This is a genomic window from Paenibacillus sp. MY03 (assembly GCF_002165585.1).
Lineage (GTDB): Bacteria > Bacillota > Bacilli > Paenibacillales > Paenibacillaceae > Pristimantibacillus > Pristimantibacillus agaridevorans.
On record NZ_MXQD01000034.1, the window covers coordinates 118,408 to 139,515 of the forward strand.

Annotated in this window: 15 protein-coding genes; all 15 read right to left on the reverse strand. The window is 55.9% G+C overall.

The window, feature by feature from the left end; genetic code table 11:
• Positions 1–22: 22 nt before the first annotated feature.
• The 15 genes from B1748_RS23930 to B1748_RS24000 all read right to left on the reverse strand — a co-directional run bounded on the left by B1748_RS23930 (position 23) and on the right by B1748_RS24000 (position 20,944).
• Positions 23–5,845, reverse strand: coding sequence for an S-layer homology domain-containing protein (locus B1748_RS23930; protein ID WP_087570467.1), 5,823 nt, complete (start codon positions 5,843–5,845; stop codon positions 23–25).
• A gap of 117 nt (positions 5,846–5,962) precedes the next feature.
• Positions 5,963–7,492, reverse strand: coding sequence for an ABC transporter substrate-binding protein (locus B1748_RS23935; RefSeq protein ID WP_087570468.1), 1,530 nt, complete (start codon positions 7,490–7,492; stop codon positions 5,963–5,965).
• 121 nt (positions 7,493–7,613) lie between these two features.
• On the reverse strand, positions 7,614–8,498 hold the full coding sequence (locus B1748_RS23940) for a carbohydrate ABC transporter permease (protein WP_087570469.1): 885 nt from the start codon (positions 8,496–8,498) through the stop codon (positions 7,614–7,616).
• Positions 8,499–8,511: 13 nt separating this feature from the next.
• Complete coding sequence (locus tag B1748_RS23945; RefSeq protein WP_087570470.1) at positions 8,512–9,441, reverse strand: ABC transporter permease; 930 nt, start codon at positions 9,439–9,441, stop codon at positions 8,512–8,514.
• Positions 9,442–10,144: 703 nt separating this feature from the next.
• Entirely contained in the window at positions 10,145–11,176 is a 1,032-nt protein-coding gene (locus B1748_RS23950) for an ABC transporter substrate-binding protein (protein ID WP_087570471.1), read from the reverse strand.
• A gap of 136 nt (positions 11,177–11,312) precedes the next feature.
• Positions 11,313–12,188 carry an AraC family transcriptional regulator gene (locus tag B1748_RS23955; RefSeq protein ID WP_087570472.1) on the reverse strand — a complete coding sequence of 292 codons (876 nt, stop codon included), beginning with the start codon at positions 12,186–12,188 and terminating at the stop codon, positions 11,313–11,315.
• Positions 12,189–12,201: 13 nt separating this feature from the next.
• Positions 12,202–13,236, reverse strand: coding sequence for a FecCD family ABC transporter permease (locus tag B1748_RS23960; protein WP_087570473.1), 1,035 nt, complete (start codon positions 13,234–13,236; stop codon positions 12,202–12,204).
• Complete coding sequence (locus tag B1748_RS23965) at positions 13,237–14,412, reverse strand: FecCD family ABC transporter permease (protein ID WP_256975893.1); 1,176 nt, start codon at positions 14,410–14,412, stop codon at positions 13,237–13,239.
• A 230-nt stretch (positions 14,413–14,642) separates the two neighbouring features.
• Positions 14,643–14,909 carry a hypothetical protein gene (locus tag B1748_RS23970; protein WP_087570474.1) on the reverse strand — a complete coding sequence of 89 codons (267 nt, stop codon included), beginning with the start codon at positions 14,907–14,909 and terminating at the stop codon, positions 14,643–14,645.
• Positions 14,910–14,917: 8 nt separating this feature from the next.
• Positions 14,918–15,328, reverse strand: a complete 411-nt coding sequence (locus tag B1748_RS23975) for a MerR family transcriptional regulator (protein ID WP_087570475.1) — start codon at positions 15,326–15,328, stop codon at positions 14,918–14,920.
• 260 nt (positions 15,329–15,588) lie between these two features.
• Positions 15,589–15,777, reverse strand: coding sequence for a hypothetical protein (locus B1748_RS23980; protein WP_068687297.1), 189 nt, complete (start codon positions 15,775–15,777; stop codon positions 15,589–15,591).
• Between the two features lie 181 nt (positions 15,778–15,958).
• Positions 15,959–16,138 (reverse strand): hypothetical protein, encoded by a 180-nt coding sequence (locus B1748_RS23985; protein ID WP_087570476.1) that lies wholly within the window; start codon positions 16,136–16,138, stop codon positions 15,959–15,961.
• A 159-nt stretch (positions 16,139–16,297) separates the two neighbouring features.
• Entirely contained in the window at positions 16,298–16,726 is a 429-nt protein-coding gene (locus B1748_RS23990; protein WP_087570477.1) for a PaaI family thioesterase, read from the reverse strand.
• Positions 16,727–16,732: 6 nt separating this feature from the next.
• A complete protein-coding gene (locus tag B1748_RS23995; protein WP_087570487.1) occupies positions 16,733–18,751 on the reverse strand; it encodes a long-chain-fatty-acid--CoA ligase in 2,019 nt (672 codons plus the stop codon).
• A gap of 372 nt (positions 18,752–19,123) precedes the next feature.
• A complete protein-coding gene (locus B1748_RS24000; protein WP_373271300.1) occupies positions 19,124–20,944 on the reverse strand; it encodes an acyl-CoA dehydrogenase family protein in 1,821 nt (606 codons plus the stop codon).
• Positions 20,945–21,108: the final 164 nt, after the last annotated feature.

Below are 21,108 nucleotides of genomic sequence, written 5' to 3' on the forward strand. Positions count from 1 at the left end.
TCTACCACTCCCGTATCTCTGTCTACTGTCCGATTGTCAGCATTCTAGCAAGAGCCGCCGCCGCTTGCGCCCGCGTGACCGCCTTAAGCGGCTGGAATCGCTCATTGCCCGTTCCCTGCATAATGCCCGCCTCCGTCAATTGCCGTACGGCTTCGAGCGCCCACTCGCTAATCTGGCCGCTGTCCGCATAGGCGTTTCCTACAGTCGCGGTCCCGAACGTCATGCCGGCATAACGGCGCGCGCGATCCAGCATGACCGCCATTTGTTCGCGGGTAACGACTTCTTGCGGATGCACGGCTCCGTCGTAGCCGTTCATAATTCCCGCCGCATGAAGCGCCGCGATCTCGCGCGCATACCAGGCATTCGCCTCAACATCCGAGAAAACGCCGATTTCGTTGGACTTCGGAAGGCTCAGCATTCGAGCCAGCAGCGCCGCGAATTCCGCCCTCGTAATCGTCCGTTCCGGCTCGAAGCGTTCATTCGCCGTACCCCGCATGTAATCGCGCAACCCCAGCTCAGCGATAAGCTCATAAGCCCAGTGCTTTTTCGGAACATCCGCGTATTCGCGTTCATAGAGGAATACGGCCGCCTCTACCCCCGTATGAGCGATATACGACGTTTCGCCGTCAAGCTCCAGTCCGCCTTCGGCGTAACGCCATTCCTTCGCTATTTCGTCGTAAGCGAACAAGGCGATCCGTTTGCCGCTTGCTTGAAGATCATCGTCCAGATCGAGAAAAACCTTGGCCGACAACCCGACGGCCTGGCCGGTCTTTGCGGTTCGGACAGTCAACTTGGCCGCATCGGCAACCACGCTAAATCCGCTTCGTCCGAACAAGGCCGGCGCGGTCTCCCATTCGATGACGAGATCGCCGTCCGCAAGCGCTTGGCCTAGCTGCTCAGCCGTCAACAGAATGCGGAATCCCTTCCCTTCGAACTCGAGCTCCCTGCCGAATTCCAGCAGTTCCTCACGTATGGCTGCCGGAACTTCAATCCGGTGCCGGTTGACCGATACTCCGTCGGCGAATCGTAATTCCACGGGCCCGGATTGGCCATTGCGCAGCTCGCGAACCAGCGGCTCCGCATAAATTCGAATGACGGACCTTCCATCGTGCAAAAGGCTTTCATAGGTGCGCTCACCATCCGGTTCCTCGCCTCCGTTGCCGCCAATCCCGGTACCGCCAGTGCCTCCGTCGCCATTGCCTCCGTCGCCATTGCCTCCTGTGCCTTCGCCGCCATTGCCGCCTGTTTCGCCTTCGCCCGTCTCCTCCTCTTCCGGCGCGAATTGGAATTTCTTTAGATTGGCTACCCCGAAGCCGCCTTTAAACACCAGGTAGACGTTATGGATGCCCTGCACGTCCACTGTTATTGCCGTCTGCTGCACTACGAAGTTGGTAAAGGCGCCCGTGGAAGCGACCGTCAGTTTGCCGAGCAGCGGACCGTCCGCCGCATGCAGCCTTACTTCGATATCTTTGCCTGCCTGCGCCTCCGCTACGGCCACGTCCGCTATGAAGGCGGTTGCTCCCCGATTGAATTCCACGTTGTTGTACCGCACCCAATCGTTGTTGTCCAGACTTCCGATGGAGTCGTTGGCCGCGATGACCGTAACGCCCGACATCTCGTCAAAGCCGGTCGCCGCAATACTCGTATAAGCCGAACGAACAACCGCGTTGCCGTCGGGTACTACCGTAAAGACTTCCGTCTCGCGTTCCGCGGAGCCGTATTTGGCCGCAATCGTAATATAATAGGTCGTGTCGTTGGTCAGCCCCGTCAAGGTATGGTAGGTCTGTCCCGCCGGCAGCTCCGTCTCCACGTCGGGATTTCCCGGCAACGTGCCGTATCGGATTACATAGCCCGTTACGCCTTCATGTCCCGTCCAAGACAGCGACACCGCGCCGTCCCGCGGAGTGAAGTCGCCGACCAGCGGCGCCTTGAGCTCCAGCTCGGAGCGCGAAAGCGACACGTCCGAGAAGACCGCTTCCGCATATTCCGAAGGCGTTCGGGAAGACACCGCGAGCCCCGCCAGCATCTCTTCGGGCATATCCAGAATCAGCTGCTGCATTTGCACCCACTCGCCGTTGCTCATGTAGTAGCTTGTAAACACCTTGTTTTCCCTGGTGACCTTGAGCTTGGTCGGCATCGGTACTGGAGATATATTTTTGTAGGTAGTGAGTCCCCCGTTCGACATGCGCACGGTCGTGAACACCTCGCCGTTCGGCTTCATCCGCAGATAGAAGTTGGCGGCGTCCTGTGTGTCGCGCGAACGGAACATGATGCCCGCCATCGTATTGCTGTCCGTATTCGTCAGCGACTGCAAAGTCGCCTCCATCGCGATCTTCTCTTCGTTCGCGTTCTGGACCCATTGCGAGATATAACCGAATTCGTCGCTCGTGCCCCATACGTCCGCGCCGACTGCGCGAAGCGTATAATCGCCGCGTTCATAGGAGGCATAATTAGGCTGGGTGCCGTAATTCCGAAGCTCCCACGGCGAAGCCAGGCTATCCCACTTCGGAATGCTAATCCGGTAGTCGTCGACATCCACGTCCGCGTTCCAAATTTGCAGCCCTGCGGATCCTGCAGCCAGCGGGCTTGCATCCTCGTATTCGATGAGCAGCTCGTCATTGACGTACCCCCTTACGTATCCCGGGCTGACCGAAAGCCGGAACGTATACCATTCTCCTGGTACGAGGGTGAAGTCCGTCTCTTGCACCATGCCGCCAGCCGCCCGCTTCTCGAGCTGAAGCTTGCCGGTATTGCGGTACATCAGCTGATACCGCGTTCCGGCCCCGACGGAATTGGAATCATTGCCGATCAGAAACACCATCTGCGCCGAAGCGTTGCTTCCCAGCCAGTTGTTCACTCTCAGCCTGGATTCGATCGAATAATGCGTGCGGCCCAGCTCGCGCTTCTGATTGCCGAACGTGCCGTTGAAATGCAGCAGCTTGCCGTCTTCGTCATTCGTCAACTGCCAGGTACCGGGACTGGACGAGCTTTCCTGTACCCAGCCGGGCTGCAGCTCGTCTTCGAAGAGATCCTCGAACAACACGGCCGTTCCGCCATAGACGACCGCCAGCGGGGAAGGCCCGCCGGATCCCAGACGATTGACGGCTTCGACGTAATAATAATAGTCGTGCAAGGCGCTAGCGTCGGTGTCGACATAGCTCAGCTCATTCGCCAGCACGGCGATCCGCTCGAATGCCGCATCGGGATGGGAGCCCCGATACACATGGTATTCTGTGGCCATGTCAACCCGGTTCCAAGCGAGATGCACTTGATCCAGGCGGGTAAACGTCAGATTTGGCGCATTCGGCACCCGGTCCGTCACCCGGCTGTCGAACGTCATGACGCCATTGCTATTGGCCAGCTCTGCCGGACGCGAACGCGAGGCGCTATAAGCGATTACCTTCCAATAGTAGGTTTCGTCGTAAGTAAGCACGCCTTCCAAGGCAAGCCGTGACTTCTCCGTGACCGTGTCCGACACGATATCGGCGAACTGATCGTCCTTTGCGACGAGAAGACGGTACTGTACCGCGCCCTCGGAAGGCTCCCAACGGAACTGTACGTTTAACGGATCCACGTCTTGTGCATCATCAACCGGCGCGCTGGCATAGAACGTCCCCAATGACGCGTTCCAATTTCGGTATTCATCGTCGTACAGACCGATCGACGCAAACGGAATCGGCTCGAATCCGGGAATTTGCGTATAGACCTCCGAACCTGGCAGCAGCTCGAAGTTCATCGCGTCCGCGTCGACAAAGCCGGGATCCGCGTTCGTGATCCAGTTTCCTTCTGCCGTCATGGGGCCATTGCGGTATAAAGCGCCGTCCACGACGACATTGTCCTCCATGACGTTGCTGTTTAGCGGCAGCTCCACGGGCACGCCGTTGCCGTCATAATAACCCGAGAGCACGGGATATTTGCTGGCGTAGGGCTCTTGCTTAATGTTAACGCTGCCTAGCAGCCGATTGCGTTGAATCGGTTCGTTAAGGAATTCCTTCCACCGCGCAGACGTCCAAAGCGTGGCCTGGATGGCATGCGGAATATCGATCGAAATATTGTTGCGGAATACGTTATGATGGCCGCCGTGAATATGCATATTGGCATTGCTGCCCGCCTTGTAGAAAACGTTGCCGTGAATCAACTGCCCGCTTGCCCCATCATCCAGGAAGACGGCTTGGGAGGCATGGTCGCTGCCCAGGTGATGGAAGAAGTTATAGCGAATGACGTTGCCCTGCTCGCTGGCGTTGCGTCCCATATAGATGGAACCCATATCGTCCGCTTCGCGCAGCACGTGATGAATTTCGTTTTTCTCAATCACATGATCGTTGCCGTTCAAATAAATCGCCATATGCGGCGAGTTGTAAATCTCGTTATTCGCCGCGACATTGCCCACGCCAGTCAGCCAGATGCCCGGTCTGTAACCTTCGTCGCGACGGTTGAAATCGCTGATCTTGTTGTTCCGTACCTGCACGTTGCCTGGCGTCAGCGTTACCCGATTACCCGCGCCAACGTAGATGCCGCCCGCTCCCGTTCCTGTCACCTCGTTGCCGGCAATAACGTGGTTGACGCCGCCAAGCCGGTCCCAATCCTGATTCAGATAGATATGTCCCTGAATATTGCCCACCACGCGGGACTCCGGCACGCCACTAAATTCGTGAACGGTATAACCCGGTCCCGGCACGCCTTGACCGACGGAGATCGCCACGGTTCCGAGATTACGGAACGTATTGCCGGCAATCGTATTGCCGTCGCCGCCCTCCATGTAGATTCCCATATCCCGGCTGTTTTCGAAGATAAAGCCTTGTATCGTAATAAACGAAGCATCCTCGATGGCGGCAAGCGGCTCCTCCAGCATGGATGCCTGTATGCGTGCCCCGCTTAACGAAACGTTGGGGTACAAATACAACGTGCTGCTGTCGTAGTCCAGGAAATATTCGCCCGGCTCGTCGATCTCCTCTAGCAGGTTATAGGCGTAATAGGTTTTCCAAGCGGCGCTGGCGGTCGACAAGCCGTACAAATGGGCGTCTGCAAGCTTGATCGTGCGGGCCGCCGTGTCGATCTCCTCCACCCGGATATTGTCTTCCGCGAAGCCGTAGCCGAAGTATCCGTGCAGCATAAGCTGCGTCGCCCCGGTCCAGCGGTCGGCGCGGTCGTAATCGTATTTGAACTTGCCTCCCCGATTGCCGTTGTCGTTCTGCCGCGGAATCGAGCCGGTATCCAGCACCTGTCCGAGCGGCAGGTAACCTTCGTTGGGCCAACGGGCCAGATGCATGGCCTGCTCGTTTACGAACAGCTCCATAGGCGCGGACACAACGTCGTGCAGATAGCCGTGTCTGCGATATTCACCCAGATCGGTTATTCCTTCCGCACCCAGATCGATCTGCAGCACATGCGCTCTGCCCTCCTCCGGAATGCGGGCCAGCGTCGCCGGATCGCTTACCGGCGAGAACGCGGTTCCGTCCAGTTGGATGCCTCCGCTGATGCGCACCTCTTCTCCGGGGTACGCGGCATAGACGATCGGCTTCGATGCCGTGCCGGAATCCTCCTCCAGCAATTCGAAGGTGGACGTTAGCCGATATTCCCCTTCCCTTACATAGACGGCAACGCCCCCTTCGGGAAGTCCAGCGCCAGCCTTCAGTTGACGGATGCGGTCTCTCGCTTCCTCAAGCGTCGCAAGCGGATTCGTGAGCGTGCCGTCGTTCTCGTCGTCCCCGGCCAGACTGACGTACAGCTCCGCTCCGGGAGAACTTTCTTCGGCCGACACCGTCGCATCCTTGCGGTATACCGTCTCCAGTACAACCTGCAGGGCGAGCAGAATAGCGAGCAACAACGCTGCTTTGGATTTCATTATTTTTCCTCCTTTTTCATGGACACTGCAATGATAACGCTTTCTTCAATTCCCCTAATAAAAGGGCCGGCGAGGCGGCGTTCCATGCCGCCGTCCCCGTCCCTTCAACGCTGCCTTTTATTGCACGGACGCTTTCCACTCATCCAATTGACGCTGCGCTTCTTCAATGACTCTGTCGATGCCGGCCTGCTTGAGCTTGCCTTGGAATTCTTCCAAAATGCGGTCGGCAGCGACCGTGCCGGTATTAAGACCGGGTCCGTATTCGTCGATGACGGTCGTTACGTTCGCGATCTCCGCGCTGACGCTCTCCGTTACGAATTTAAAGCCGATAATGGGCGACGGCGTAGCGGACTCGTTAAGCTCCTTCGTCTCTTTGGCGACATTAGGATCCTTGCCCGCCAGCGTATAGCCGTTGAAGACGTTTCCGAATACCCAATCCGAGGCGGTGTACGTGCTGTCGGGAACAAGCTCCACGCTGCCGTCGGACTTCTTGTTGTAATGGGTTCCCTCGATGCCGAACGCAAGCAGATTAAACAGCTCCGGGTCCGTATTTACCAAATTGATAAGCATCATCGCCCGCTCGGGGTTGCCGGAATGCACGGGAATGGCCTGCAGCGTCGTAATGATGGTGTTCGTGCCCACGTAGGCGTCCGTCGTAAATGCGTATTGCATATCCTTGCCGCCTTGCGCCGCCTTGGCTTCCGCTTCGCCGCCGGGTTTCAGCACGTTATGGAAGCCGCCTACGGCTTGGCCTGCCTTCTGATAGTCGCCGATCGACTTGAGCGTCGCCGCGTCTTCGTTGATGTATCCCTTCTCGTAGAAGTCTCTCATCGTATCCAGATACTGACGGTACTCTTCTGTCTCGTACATATTGACGATCTTGTCCGGATTGTCCAGATAGATGACCGCGATATTGGCAAGCACGCTCTCAAGGCCGTACGTGCGGTTCATGTAGCTGAACATCCCTTGGCGGCCTACCGCGAACGGGATCAAGTCGGGATGCTTCTGCTTGACCTGCTCCAGCAGCGGCGCAAGGTCAGCCAATTGTTTCATCTCCGGTTCAGGCTTGTATAGATCATAGAATTCCTTCTGCAGGACGAAGCCCTCGCGGTTCGTAACCGTCTGGTAATTCGGCACGCCGTAGATTTGGCCGTCGATCCGGGTGGCTTCCCATACGAAGTCGGGCATGCTCGCCTTCACGTCCGGAGCATAGCGGTCGATTAATTCGTCCAGCGGAATAAACGCGCCTTTGCTTTGATTCTGGACGTAGTTGAAGTTCCAGTTGGATGTCCAGACGATATCGGCTTTTTCGCCGGAGGCAATGACCGTATTCATCTTCTGCGTATAATCGCCAAAGGCCAGCGGCATCAGCTTGACGGTTGCGTTGATTTTCGGCTCGATGAGCTCGTTGACCTTACTCTCCACGCTCTTTAGATCGGATGGTATCGCAGGCTGCGGATAATACCAGACCAGCTCTACCTTGGACAGTTCTTCGGCAGGTTCTTTCTCTTCACCGTTCTGAGCCGTCCCCGTGTTGCCCGGCGCGGGATCGCTGCCGCCGTTTTTGCCGTTGCCTCCGCTGCATGCGGACAGCACTAGCGCAAGACAGAGTACGACTAGCAGCATGATGTTTTTCTTCGGATACATGATTGCTCCTCCTTTGATGAAACCCCTTAATTGTATTATATCAACTCGAAGGACAAGGTCCTTCAAGAATGACATCTCTTGGCGGCGGCGAGTGCGCCGTACGATCGTCGCAGAGCTAACGTTAGCTTTTGACCGAGCCGACCGTAAGTCCCGCCACGAAGTAACGTTGGAACATGGGGAATACGAACATCATCGGTCCCGCGGCAAGCACGGCCATCGCCATGCGGGTGGACAAGCTCGGGAATTTCGCCATGGTCAGGTTCACATTGACCAGATCCATGTTGGCCGATATAAATTCGATCGTGTCCATGATGCGGTAGAGCAGCAATTGCAGCGGCACGAGCTTCTGTTCGTCGATAAACAGCAGCCCCAGCCACCAGTCGTTCCAGTAGGCAAAAGAGATGAACAGGCCTACCGTCGCAAGCGCCGGCGTAGAGAGCGGCAAGACGATGCGGAGAAATATGCGCCATTCGCTCGCCCCGTCGATCTTGGCGGAATCAAAGATTTCGACCGGCAGCTTCTCCAGGAACCCTTTCATGATGAGCAGGTAGAACGGGCTGACCAGATAGGGCACGATCAGCGCGGCGAGCGTATCCTTTAGATTCAGATATTGCGTCACCAGGATATAAAATGGTACCAGACCGCCGTTGAACAGCATCGTGAACACGATGAACAACAGGGTGGGACGGCGATAGCGGTAATCTCTGCGCGATACGGCGTAGGCGGCCATCGACGTCATCAGCAAAGCGCATGCCGTTCCGATGATCGTTACTCCGATCGTCACCTGGTACGCCTGCAGCAGCTGCAGCGGGTTGCGGAGCACGATCTCGTAAGCGAATGTATCCCACTGCGCCGGGATGAACCGGTATCCATTATGGAGCAGCGACTCCTCGCTCGACAGGGAGATGGCGACCACCAGCAGAAGCGGCGCGAGAATGGCGGCGGATAAGACCGCGAAGAAAAGATTGATCACGATTGGCGCCGCCTTCGGTTTCCGGGTTGTCATTTGTCGCTCCTCCTTACCATAAGGCGTTGTCCGAGTTGATTTTTTTTATAATGTAGTTGGTGGTCAGCACCAGCGCGAAGCCGACGACGGACTGGTACAGCCCTACCGCGGTCGACATGCCGATATCCCCCACCACCCGCAGCGACCGGTATACGTACGTATCGATGACGTCCGTCGCGCCGTACAGAAATCCGACATCGTTGGGAATAAAGTAGAACAGTCCGAAGTCCGCCCTGAAAATATTGCCGACCGCCACGATGAACAGAATGACGACCAGCGGCGTCAGCAGCGGAATCGTAATATGGCGGATCATCTGCATCTTGCCCGCTCCGTCGATCCGAGCCGCTTCGTAATAACTGGAGTCGATCCCCAATATGCCCGCATAGTAGATCAGCGTGGAGAACCCCACCGACTTCCATAAGTAGACGAGAATGATGATGACCGGCCAGTATGCCGAGGTCTCGTACCATCGCACGGGATCTTGCCCAAAGAACGTCAACAGCTGGTTGAGGAATCCGCTCTTGTGATCCAGAAATCCCATCGTCACGTAGCTGACCACGACCCAGGATAAGAAGTAAGGCAGAAACATGACCGTCTGGTGGATCTTCAGCCATCGTCGCCCGATCTCGTTCATCATAATGGCAAAAGCGATCGCGATGACGGTGCCCAACACGATAAAAGCGCCGTTGTACAGAATGGTGTTTCTCGTAATCCGAAAGGCCGTATCCGACTGGAAGAAGAAACGGAAGTTATCCCAGCCTACCCAGTCGCTGCCCCACAAGCCTTTGGCGAAGTTGTACTTCTTGAAGGCGATAATCAGGCCTACTAGGGGCAAATAATTAAAGATCAGTTTAAACGTCACGGCGGGCAGCGCCAGCATGAACAGCTCCCTGTTTCTCCGTCCGTGCTTCCACTCCGCTCGGGCCCATGATAGTATTCGCATTGCCGTCCGACTCCTTTTCTGCTTGCTCGACTCATGCCGCCTGCCGGTTGCATATTCCCATTATGTCAGCCGACATGGGCGTTGTTTACTGTAAATCGGGCACTTTGGACTGTCGTTTGGGACGACTATGAATTCGGACTATGCTCCGGGACGCCGTCCGATACGGCATTTGTGCCTCTAAAGAAAAAAACCACCCCTGAAGGGGTGATGACGGGTGACGGGTTGTCTAAGTTATATGCATGCGTTAAGCTGCTCGCCATCGCCATTCTAACGGACATCAGCGACGCTAATGCTCGGCATTTATGCTTTTCAGAATCGTAACGGACATTACGGCCTCTATTTGCGCCAATCCTGCCTGATTTCGCACCATTCGGTTATGCGAAGTAGCGTCCCCCTTGTCCGTTAAAACGTGACTCTAACGAAAATGCGAACAATAGAGCTTCTGGTGTCCGTTAGCCCCGTTAACCGCTCCACATTCATAGGCGCTCCATCGACATCCGTATCGCATTCTCGCGTGAAACATCCTATTTACAATAAAAATCAACAACAACAAATCAACAACAAAAAAGCTTCCCCCTAAGGAGAAAGCTCTTTGAACACAAACTATTATTTATCCAGCTTCCTGACTGTCCTGTCGAAGCCGCTGCTCCGGCCATTATTTGTCAGCTACCCGACTGTCCTTTCGAAGCCGCTGCACTAGCCATTACTTATCCAACGCCTCAACCACCGTGTCAATGCCGTAGCTTTGGCCAATGGGTCCGTAGCCCATGCCGAGCGTACCGTTGAAGCCGTACACTTGACCGTTCTTGACGGCCTTCAGACCTTTCCATACTTCGGTTTTCTCCCATTCGTCGGAGACGGCAGCCATGTCCGGATTGTCATAGTTGAAGTACCCCAGGAAAAGATGGTCCGGGTTCCGCGCGGCCAATCCTTCCAGCGACATCTCGGCGCCGGCTGTCATAATGGGATCCTCCGGCGCTTTAAGCCCGATCCCCTTATCGTAATAAGGAGTCAGCGTCTGAGTGCCGCCCAGGTAGGCTACCGTATCGCGGATTTGCAGGAAGGCGACTCCGCCTTCTACGTCTGCCAGCTTCTCCTTGGCGTCCTTGATCTTGTTCTCGAAGCCGGCGATAAAGTCCGATGCCACCGTTTCTTGACCAAGCATTTCACCCAACTTCGTCACGAGCGCCGGCCAGTTGGTCCATACGTCCGTCTGCGCTTCGTCGATGACGACGGTCGTCGCGATTTTCTCCAACTGCTCCGTTACTTCGGCGTTGACCGCGTTGCCCGCGATGATGAGATCCGGACCATACTCAAGCAGACTCTCCATGTTCACCGTCGTGTTCTCGCCAACGACCGCAAGTTCGTCGATCTTGTCGACATAAGGCTTGTAGTTCTCGGAGTCCAGCGAGGAATTTTCCTTTGTAAACGGCAGCGCAAGCCCTACCGTCTTCAAGTCGAATACCAGGATGGATTCGATGTATCCCCAGTGAACGACGGCCACGCGCTCCGGCTGCTTCTCGATGACGATGCTGCCGTTTGCCGCTTCGATCGTGCGCGGGAATGCCGCGGCAGGCTCTTTAGTTGCTTCCAAGTTCGGCGAAGCCGTAGGCGACGCGCTTGGCGCGCCTCCGTTATTGGATCCCGCGTTGCCGGAGCAAGCGCTTAGGAACAGAACCAGGCTCAGCAATCCAACGATTGCGGCATAACTTGTTTTGCTCGACTTTCTATTCATGACTAGCATCCTCTCTTCGGTCAACCTCGCCGATAACGATTCTCATTAACAAATAAAACAGTACCATCCCTCGCGCGGAATGAGAATAGAGAGATTCCCGCGGGAGGGATGGACGATTTCCATGCGAGGTTGCGCGTCAGCGTTCCAGCTCCCTGCCGATCAGTCCGATTTGACTGGGAGCGATGCCTTTATATTTTTTGAACAGGCGGCTGAAATAATACGGATCCGCATAACCGACGCTGCGGGCAACGGCGGACACCGAAAATTGCTTCGTCTGCAGCCACTCCTGCGCCTTGTTCATCCGATAGTGGATCAAGTAGTCGATTGGCCCCATTCCGGTATACTTCGTGAATAGATGCGAGAAGTATTTGGCCTTCAGCTTGTATCGCTCGGCAAGCGTCGCAAGCGTAATTGGTTCCGTAAAATGCGTCTGGATATACTGGATCGCATCTTCGATGACAGGATAACTTTCCTTATTCTGCCCATGACGCTCCGATTGCAATACATTGGCGAGAATCTGGTAGAAGATCGACTTCTTCTCCAGCAGATTCATGAAATCCGGGGACGAGTCGGCCTCCAGCAAACTGTCGACGAGCCTCAGCAGCTCAGGCGCAAGCGCAGCCTCCAGAAAAGCAATGTCCCGGGGCTCCCTTATTCTCCCTTCAGCAGCCGTACTTTCCTCCGAACGGTCGAGGAGAGCCTTATCCGAATCAATCTGCACAGGAAAATAATGGACAAGACAATAACGAAATCCCTGTTCTCCGGCAATAATCTCCAGCCGCCTGCCCGCTCCGCCGATCAATACCTTCCCCGGTGCCAGCAGATAGCTCTCATCGTCGAACAGAAACTCCGCTTCCCCATCGAGCGCGATAAGGACGCCGCATCGAGCCGTCGGCTTGTCCACATGCCCGCCGTAGACCCGATTGGCTTCCAGTTGCGTGCGGTATACGCCGTACAGCGCAAGCGGCGTATTGGCGAAATATTGAGCCAGCTCCTCGTAGGCATATCCCATTGTCGACAACCTCCTAGCCTCTCGTTCTTGTCATCAAATACAAGAAATAAGGCGCTCCGATGACGGCCGTGACGATGCCCGTAGGAATCTCGGAAGGCTGGATGACCCAGCGTCCGATCGTATCTGCCGTAAGGACCAGCAACGCGCCGACAAGTGCCGATGCCGGCAGCAGTCCTTGATGCTTCGGTCCGACGAGCCGCTTCGCGAGATGCGGGCCGATCAAGCCGACAAAGCCGATACCGCCGCTGACCGCGACGCAGGATGCTGCCAGCGCTACGCCCGCCGCAAGGAGCTTAAGCTGCTCGCGCGAGACATGGGCGCCGAGGCCGCGCGCCGTCGCGTCGCTTAAGTTCAGCACGTTCATTGTCTGAGCTTTGGTCATGACGTACGGAATCAGGAACAACAGCCATGGCAACAGCGCCATTACGAACTTCCAGTTGGTGCCCCATATGGAGCCTGCCAGCCATGTAGCGACCATCTGATATTTCTCCGGATTAAGGCGCAGCGTCAATACGATCATGGCCGCGCTGATCCCGGCGGCCACGGCGACGCCCGTCAGAATGAGACGGGTCGGCATAATGCCTTCATGTTTTTTGTACGCGAGCACATAGATCAGAAACGCCGTCAGCGCCGCTCCCCCGAAAGCCAGCATAGGCAGGAAAAAGACGGGCACGTTGGCCGTTGTCGGGAAGTAAGACACATACAGCATGACGACGAGACCCGCGCCGGCGTTGATGCCCAGAAGGCCGGGATCGGCAAGAGCGTTGCGCGTGATGCCTTGCATAATACAGCCGGATAATGCGAGTCCTGCGCCGATCAACATCGAGATAACGATACGGGGCAGCCTGAATTGGAACAGAACAAGCTCTTGCCGATCCGTTCCTTGCCCGAACAAGGTCATAAATAACTCCTTTGGCGTCAGTTTGATGACGCCGGTGTTCATGCTTATGATGAATGTGGTGAAGATAAGCACGGCAAGTATGCTCATTACCAGGATGGAGCGGCTGCGGCGTTTCTTCTCGATGGATTCTGCGGTGATGGCCTGCATCTACAGCTCCCTCCTTTCCTTGCGCGCCAGATACAGGAAAAACGGCACGCCGATAAGCGCGATGAGCGCTCCGATAGGCGTCTCTTCGGGCGGATTAACCATACGGGCGGCAATGTCGGCAAAGATAACGAGCAGCGCGCCCAGAATGGCGGAGCACGGAATGATCCAGCGATAGTCGACGCCGACAAGCTTCCGCGTCAGATGCGGAATAATGAGGCCGACGAAGCCGACCGCACCGACGACGGCTACCGCGGAGCCCGCCAGAATAAGCACCACGATGGCACAAAGAGCTTTAACCAAACCCGTTCTCTGGCCGAGACCGCGCGCAATGTCCTCGCCCAGGCTGAGCATAGTCACCGAACGGGATAACACGATGCCCATCACGAGCGCCACGGCAACCCACGGAAACATAACCTGCAATTGATCCCAGCGTGTTCCCGCGACGCCTCCCGCATACCAGAAAGCGATGTCTTGCCCGATCTTGAAGTAAAGCGCGATGCCCTCTGCCAGCGCGCTAAGCAATGCGCTCAACGCGGCTCCGGCCAATACGAGACGGGCAGGCGAAAGGCCTCCCTTGGCAAGCGCGCCGATGCCGTATACCAAGCCCGCGCCGAGCGCCGCTCCCACAAACGAGAACAGGATAACGGACATGAACGGCAGGCCCGGGAAAAATGCGAAGCAGATAGCAAGCATAAAACCCGCGCCGGAGTTGATGCCCAGCAATCCGGAGTCGGCGAGCGGGTTGCGGGTCATGCCCTGCATGATCGCGCCGGCCACCGCGAAACTCGCCCCCACCATTGCGCCGCCTAACACGCGCGGCAGACGGAGCTCTCTGATAATCTGGTGATCGGTCAGCTCGGGATTGAACTGAAAGATCGCTTGCCACACGACCTTGAATGAGATGTCCGCTGCCCCGAAGTTAATAGAAAGGAACAGTCCAAGCACGAGCGCGATAAGACCGCCAAACAAGACGACCGTAGCAGCAATCGGTCTGCTCTTGATGGGGGCGTGCGAGGATGGCGTAATCGTTGCGGTACCAGAAAATGCGGGATGATAAGAATGAGATGACTGCTGCGCTTCCGATACGGAAGATGTTTGCATTGTCGCATTTGATGCTGCTACGTCCGCCTCTGCCGGCTTGGAGCCGTTACTGGTCTTGTTTGATCTAGTCGACATGGGTTCCTAACCTTCTTATCTTTTATTGATATTGATTCTCAATAACAATCACATTGAAATTATAGAGGAAATGCCCCCCGATTGCAACGATAAAAACTCTTTGCTCAGCAATTCGAGCGTGAAATCAAAAACCTGACGCATTCACACGTCAGGTTTCTTATTTGCACGATTAAGTTTGAGCAGCCGCCGAATCCTAGAAATGAAGCGACATGGATAGACTCCGACGGGTCCTATTTATGAAAAAAATGATGAACCATGTTTGCGAATTTCCCTCTTGCTAGTTTCTCAGTGGGGACTATTTTACCATCAAGAACTATGGCAGGCATCGCTGTAATGCCGTATTCGCTAACCTTTGAATGCATATCCACATTTGGATCCGTACAATTAGCATCATATACGGAAATAGAACACTTCGGGCAAGCATATTCCTTCACAAGATTGACGATATCATCTCCGTACAGGTTGCTGTCTGTAAAAATTTCAATATTTTTACCCATGATCGGCTTCATCCCTTCATGATTTGTTTTAGAACGGGGCATTCCTGCTTTGGCAGAGGAAGCAGATGTGTCGGCATGGCAGTGACTTGCCTTAATAACGATTTGAAATTTTCCAACTGAGCGATTTTTTCTTCGATCTCTTTTAACTTTAATGCGGCGAATTCGTACATATCCTTTGATGGGTAGTCGTTCTCTTGTTGGACGAAAGCTAATAGATGTTTGATTTCATTTAGAGTAAACCCCAAGTTCTGCGCTTTCTTGATAAAACTCACTTCTTCAACAGCCGCTTCCGAAAACATTCGGTATCCCGCTTTATTTCTATTGGGTTTCGATAGCAGTTCCCGTCTCTCATAATATTTGATGGTCTCTACATTTACGTTAGATGCTTTGGCCAACTGGCTTACGGTGAGGCCATCCATAGCATCCACCTCCTCATAAATAATAATAAACCCGGTACTATGGTACCGAGTCAACAGGCTGCTGTTCTCCGCCCTTATCGAAGCGGCCCTGTTTGGTCCATAGGCGTTTTTTACGCCTACAGCTACTCGTTAAGCCTACTTTTTGGAGCCATAAGCGTTAAATGCGCCTATGGACGCTATGCCGCATAATTTCCTAAAATAAAAAAGCCCTGCTCCCCGTCCTGCAAACGGGAAACAAAGCTTGAATTGTCACTGTGTCATCATCCTACCGAGGAGTTCAATCTGCCGAGCTCGTCTTCGACAAGGGAAGTTAACTCATCCTCATATCCGCCTGTTATGCGATATTTGCGAATGTAATCCTTCACAAACTTGCGCGGGTCCTTGGGCTGGAAAATTCTCGTAAGTTCCTTCAGGCTTTCCTTGACTTCATTCTGGCTATGCTTCGCCATGAAATCTCCTCCCTTATACGATGGATGGTCGTCCTAAACAGTATAATCCGAGAACGTATGCGGCTCTTACACCGCAAGAACCCCCTTCGGTGCAGGCAAACTCCATGGCCAATGAGTCACAATGTTTTCATTTTTCTTACTATTATATCAGTTTGCCCACAATTATGAAAGTGAACAAAAATTAACCCTTGGTCTGTTTTCGTTCGTCATCTGCCTCCGAGTCCGTGCTGGAGGCATCCTCCGAGGACTTGGATTCGGCGAGTTTCTCCTTTCTGTACATACGCAAATAAGCCACTACGCCGACTACGCCAACCGCAATTCCGAATGCGAGCAACGCGATCGTAACCCAATCCCGGGGCATGCCTCCACCTCCAATCTAATTCAAATATCGGCGAATCCCGACGTGGAATGTAGGGTCAAATTGCACAAAAATTATTCCATATATTAGCTAATATTATATCGAAATCAACATAGACTGGCAACTCGTGGAAACTGTCCTTATGGGAAAATTTTCTTGCTGTCATATTTTCCGGTAAGCTCCGCTCCCCCAGGCAAGAAGCTTGCCGTCCCCATCCATGACCGACGCCCGCAAAGTAATCGTACGTCCTGTGCGATGAATGGTTTCCGCTTCGCAGATCAAAATTCCTTGCCTTGCACTGGATAGGAAATGGGTGTTCATATTGGCGGTAACGGTCCGCTCATTGCTCTCGGCAAGCATGACGAGTAGCCCCATTGCATTGTCCATCATCGACATCAGCACTCCGCCATGCACGATGCCCAGCATGTTCAGATGAGAGGGCTCGATGTTCAAACTGATCGTCGTCTTGGCTCCGTCCGCCGACACGACCTTGCACCCGAGCCTCCCCCAAAAAGTCTCCTCGGCCCGCTCCGCAAGCCGCTGCCATGCTTCTGCCTCCTCGGCTCGGCGCGCTGCCTCGTCTTCCCTCATTGCCTTCTAACCCTCCTTCGCCTTCTCCATCGACTCGGCTTCCTCTTCGACCAACTTGCGGCGCAGCACCTTGCCTACCATCGTTTTTGGAAGCGTTTCCCTAAATGCATACCGGTGCGGCACCTTGTAAGCGGCCAGACGGTCTCTGCACCATCGGTCAAGCTGACTGTCCGACACATGCCAGCCTTCCTTCAGCACAATGAAAGCCTTCACCGTTTCGCCGCGGTATTCGTCCTTCACTCCGATGACGGCAGCCTCCCTCACCGCCGGGTGCTCGAACAGCACCTCCTCAACCTCGCGCGGGTAGACATTGAAGCCGCTCGCGATAATGACGTCTTTGATTCGATCCATAATCGTACAGTAGCCCTCTTCGTCGATTGTCGCCAAGTCTCCCGTATGGAGCCAGCCTTCTCGAAGCGTTGCTGCAGTTTCCTCGGGACGGTTCCAATACCCTGACATTACCTGAGGGCCGCGAACGACAAGCTCGCCCATTTCCCCCGTCTTCAGCCTGCGTCCGGTAGACGGATCGACAATCGCGACATCGGTATCCGGGAACGGGAGGCCGATCGTGCCGATTTTCCGCTTGCCCCAGATGGGATTCGCATGGGTGACTGGCGATGCCTCTGTCAGGCCGTAACCTTCGACCAGCCTGCCGCCCGTAAGCGATTCGAACTGCTCCTGAACCTCCAGCGGCAGAGCCGACGATCCGCTGATGCACACGTTAATGGAAGACAGATCGTTTTTGGCGGCGTTCGCATGGTTGATCAGGGCCACATACATCGTTGGAGCGCCAGGGAAAATCGTCGGTTTCTCGTCGTCGATCGTCTTTAGCACGGCGTCCAGCTCGAAGCGCGGCAGCAGCACGAGCATCCCGGCCCGCAAAACGGACATGTTCATTAGTACCGTCAAGCCGAACACATGAAATAACGGCAGCGCCGCCAGAAATTTTTCCTTGCCGTCCTCCGCCTTATAGCACCATGCCGACGTCTGGAGCGTGTTGGAGACCAAGTTGCCGTGCGTCAGCATCACTCCCTTTGGCGTCCCGGTGGTGCCTCCGGTGTATTGCAGCGCCGCAAGCTCATCCCCGCGTCCAAGCTCCGGCAGCTCCACGGAAGGCGCGTGCCCGGCGAGCAGCTTTTTGTACGCCAGCACGCCGTGCTTCCCGTACGGGATGTCGTTCTTAAATCCTTCCTTGCGCTGCTTGATGGGATACAGCAAATTTTTCGGGAAGGGCAGACCGTCTTTAATGGACGTGACAATGACATGACGAAGTGCAGGAACCGGTCCTTCCTCCGGCTTGTCGCCGCGAACGCGCGACAGCCTGCCGTAAAGAAGATCAACCGTGAGGATCGCGACGGCGCCGCTGTCCTTTAATTGATGCTCCAGCTCCCGCTCCACGTACAGCGGATTCGTCTGCACGACGACGGCGCCGGCGAGCAGCACGCCATAGTAAGACACGACCGCCTGCGGACAATTCGGCAGCATAATGGCAACGCGGTCGCCCTTCGAGACTCCGAGCGCGACGAGTTCGGTGGCCAATCGGACGGCGGCGGTATGGAGCTCGCGGTAGGTCATCGTTTTGCCCAGGAAGTGCAGCGCTTTGTGATCGGGAAAACGTCCCACCGAGTCCAGCAGGAACTGCGCGATGCTCTGATTCGGGTAGCTCAGCGAATGCGGCACCTCCGCCGGGTAGTTCGCCAGCCAAGGCCGGCTAAATGGCGCCTTCTCGCCAGGCGGAGTGCTCTCGCTCGACGCGTGGTCTGCGGTGCCCCCCGAAGGATCCTCTTCGGCGGGTGGGGCATCTGCTTCTTGCAGAACGCCCAACGCAACTTCGGGCGAAGTTTCCTCGGCAGGCGAATCCGCCCCCGGGAGCGCTTCGGTATCCCCGGCTTGATCCGCTGCCGGTTCAGGCGCCGCTTCCGATGCGGGAGCAGACTCCTCCGGCGGCGGAATGGCATCAACCGGTATTCTCGCAGCCAGAGTCGACGCTCCCTCATCCCCGACGGCATCGGCGTCATGATCCATCGCTTCCGGCGAGTTAAGGAAGATGTCTGTCTCATCATCGACATGAACAGCGTCTGACGCTTGGTTCTGCGAGGAGGATTCTTCCCCCGAGTCGGTGTCGCCGCTCTGAGCTTGAAGCTCGCTCAGAACTGCCGGACTCGCCCCAGTCCCAGGCTCTGCAACGTCCCGATCCCCGCGAGCCTCCCCAGACTCGGCAAGTTCGGGAGCCGCGAGGCTCCCTTCCGAGGCGTTCTCATGTGTTTGCGGCTCTGCGGATACAGCTTCGGCCGAATTTCCCTCCTGCTGATCTGCGGCGCGCGAATCTTCGTTCGGCAATGAATCGGACGATAGCGGGTCTCCAGGTCTACGCGATTCCATCGCTGCACTCCCCCTCTACACGACATAGTGTTCACTGCGAATCACGCGGGCCGCGATCTCTCGCTTGAGAGCGATCGTATCCGACAGTGGCGCCCGCATCAGCTTCTTCAAGACGGACAGCTGCATCTGCAGCCCGTCGCCGCGCTCCAGAGCAGAGAGCGCAGTCTTGGCAAGCGATTCGATCTTCTCCATGGCCTCCTGCACGAACACCTCCGTCATAGACAGCGCAAGGCGAGCGTCCTCCGTTCGCGCTCCCCCTTCTCCGGACAGCATCTTCTGCGACCGCAGCAGCGCGCTTTCCATCGCGAAGACTTGAATCATCAGATCCGCTAATACGCATAGCACCTCCTGCTCTCTTTCAAGCTTCGTGCCCAGCTTTTGGACCGCGAGACCGCCGATGGCGAGAAATGTTTTTTTCGCTTGGGCAACGCGGTAAGTTTCCTTGTCAAGCGGCTCCGAGAATGTCGGCAACGACATGGGTCCCATCAGCTCGCCCAGAAGCGACTGCGTTTTTTCCATGAGCGGGAGCTCGCCTTTCATTGCCTTTTTGAGCAGCGTGCCAGGGATGAGCATTCGGTTGATCTCATTGGTCCCCTCGAAAATCCGGTTAATCCGCGAATCCCGATAAATCCGCTCTACCTTATATTCGCGAATATAGCCATAGCCGCCGTGAATCTGCACGCCCTCGTCGATGACGGAATCAAGCGCCTCCGATGCAAAAACCTTTAGAATCGAGCATTCTATCGCATACTCGCTGATCGCCTTCACCGCCCGTGCCCCGGCACCCGCCAAGCTTTCGGAGTAATCGTCTCCGCCCCCCTCCTGCTCCTCCAGCTCGCGCAGCGTCGCATCAATGTAACCCGCGATCCGGTATACCATGCTCTCCAGCACGAACGTCGTAATGTTCATCTCCGCAAGCTTGGCTCCGATAAGCGGGTAACGCGACAGCTCGTGACCGAACTGCTTGCGCGTATTGGCGTAAGCGGATGCCAGCTCAATGGTCTCCTTCGACGAGCCAAGGCAAGCCGCGCCGAGCTTGAAGCGGCCAATATTCAAAATGTTGAAGGCGATAAGATGGCCTTTGCCGACATCCCCTAGCACATTCTCGACCGGAACGTGGACGTCCTCGAAGAACAGCGGGCACGTCGAAGAGCCCTTGATGCCCATCTTATGCTCCTCCGGACCGATACTGAACCCCGCCATCTCCCGTTCCACGATAAACGCCGTAAATCGTTCTCCGTCCACCTTTGCATACACGATGAACACGTCTGCGAATCCCGCATTCGTAATGTATAACTTGGAACCGTTAAGCACATAAAACTTCCCATCCTCCGTCAGCTTCGCCGTCGACTTCGCACCGAGCGCGTCAGAACCTGAAGCCGGCTCGGTCAAGCAATAGGCCGCGATCCGATTCCCCGACGCCAGGTCCGGAAGATACTTGGCCTTCTGCTCGGGCGTGCCGAAGAACACGATCGGGAGCGTCCCAATGCCGGTATGAGCGCCGACCGACAATGCGAACGACGATGCCCTCGCCATCGTCTCGGCAAGCAGCGTCGTGCTCACCTTGTCGAGCCCGATGCCGCCGTAGAGCTCCGGCACGTCTGCGCCAAGCAGGCCCAGCTCCCCGGCTTTGCGCATGAGCTGAACCGTCAGCTCATAATTGAGCGCTTCGACCTCCGCGTCGCGAGGCGCCAGCTCCGTCTCCAGGAACTGCTCTGCCGCCTGGGCCATCATCATCTGCTCCTCCGTGAAGTCCTCCGGGGTCACTACCGACGCCGGATCGCTGTCCTGTACGACGAACCGCCCGCCGAAACGTATCGTTCCCGTCGCCACTATCACATTCCTCCTCAAGTCATAGTCAGTCGAACATCCGATGCTTCCATCCCGCCTCCGATGCACATCGTCACGACGCCAATTCCGCCACCGCGACGGCGCAGCTCGTGGATAAACGTTGCACGCTAACTCTCCGGATAGACCTCAATAACGCCAGCGGCTCCCAT